Origin of the sequence: Vibrio sp. Vb1337, assembly GCF_033338715.1 — a bacterium.
Classification (GTDB): domain Bacteria; phylum Pseudomonadota; class Gammaproteobacteria; order Enterobacterales; family Vibrionaceae; genus Vibrio; species Vibrio alginolyticus.
The window spans coordinates 1-1,104 of record NZ_JAWOTD010000224.1; the positions used below are offsets into that span (position 1 = coordinate 1).

General features: G+C 41.8%; 1 protein-coding gene. It reads left to right on the forward strand.

Going from position 1 to position 1,104, the window contains the following annotated elements:
• Nucleotides 1–292: 292 nt before the first annotated feature.
• The gene (locus tag R7E42_RS25210; RefSeq protein ID WP_318073268.1) at nt 293–958 is read left to right on the forward strand and encodes an SDR family oxidoreductase; all 666 of its coding nucleotides are present in this window, start codon (nt 293–295) and stop codon (nt 956–958) included.
• Nucleotides 959–1,104 lie beyond the last annotated feature (146 nt).

Here is a 1,104-nt window from a genome sequence, read left to right on the forward strand (position 1 = left end):
TCTTATCTTTAGTGAGAAAGTCGATAGGAAATTCAAAACGTTATTCTTTGTTTAAGCATAGGTGAAATTTCCGGTTTCTCTTTGTGCTTGATGGGCTTCGTGATCAAGGTACAGGTATCCGAACCATTGGATAGTTTTGAAAACTATTGGGCATATTTAGAAGTTAACGAGCGTTAAAATCAGAAAGTCATGCTGCTTCAAAGAATGGCGTTCGTAAGATGTGAATCAGCCTATATTCCGTTACCTTAATTGGTACACACATTAGAAAGCATTTTTACGAACGAGGTAGAAAATGATTGTAATCACAGGTGCAAGTAGTGGCTTAGGGGCGGAGTTGGCCAAGCTTTATGATGCGGAAGGGAAAGCCACTTATCTGACTGGACGAAGTGAGAGTAAGCTCTCTACACTCACAAACTGCTTATCGAACAATGTTGGCTATCGAGCTTGTGATCTCGCATCCCATCAAGAAGTGGAACAATTGTTTGAACAATTAGATTCTATTCCGAGCACGGTGGTTCACAGTGCAGGCAGTGGGTACTTTGGGTTGTTAGAAGAGCAAGATCCAGAGCAGATTCAAACCTTAATAGAGAATAATCTCAGCTCAGCGATTAACGTGCTTCGTGAGTTGGTTAAGCGATACAAGGATCAGCCTGTTAATGTAGTGATGATCATGTCTACTGCGGCTCAGCAGCCCAAAGCTCAAGAATCCACATACTGCGCTGTGAAATGGGCAGTCAAAGGATTGATTGAATCGGTTCGTCTGGAGCTGAAAGGTAAGCCAATGAAGATTATTGCCGTGTATCCGGGAGGAATGGCGACGGAGTTTTGGGAAACCAGTGGTAAGAGCTTGGATACGAGTAGCTTTATGAGCGCAGAAGATGCAGCATTAATGATACATGGTTCGCTAGCTAACATTGGCAACGGCTACGTTTCTGATATTACAGTGAATCGACTGTAAATCTTTTCTGAACTAGAGAATTTTGCGCAATTTTTTGTGAAGATGAATTTGATTTTTTCCTCTGAGCTTAGCTTTGTCACACTTTGTGGCGAAATTATCAGCAAACGATAGTTATTTAAGGTATTTCTGCTTGCGCAGGTCAAAAG

What these genes read in the sequence shown, in the direction of transcription:
- R7E42_RS25210 (WP_318073268.1), top strand. Translation starts at nt 293, where the DNA reads ATGATTGTAATCACAGGTGCAAGTAGTGGCTTAGGGGCGGAGTTGGCC.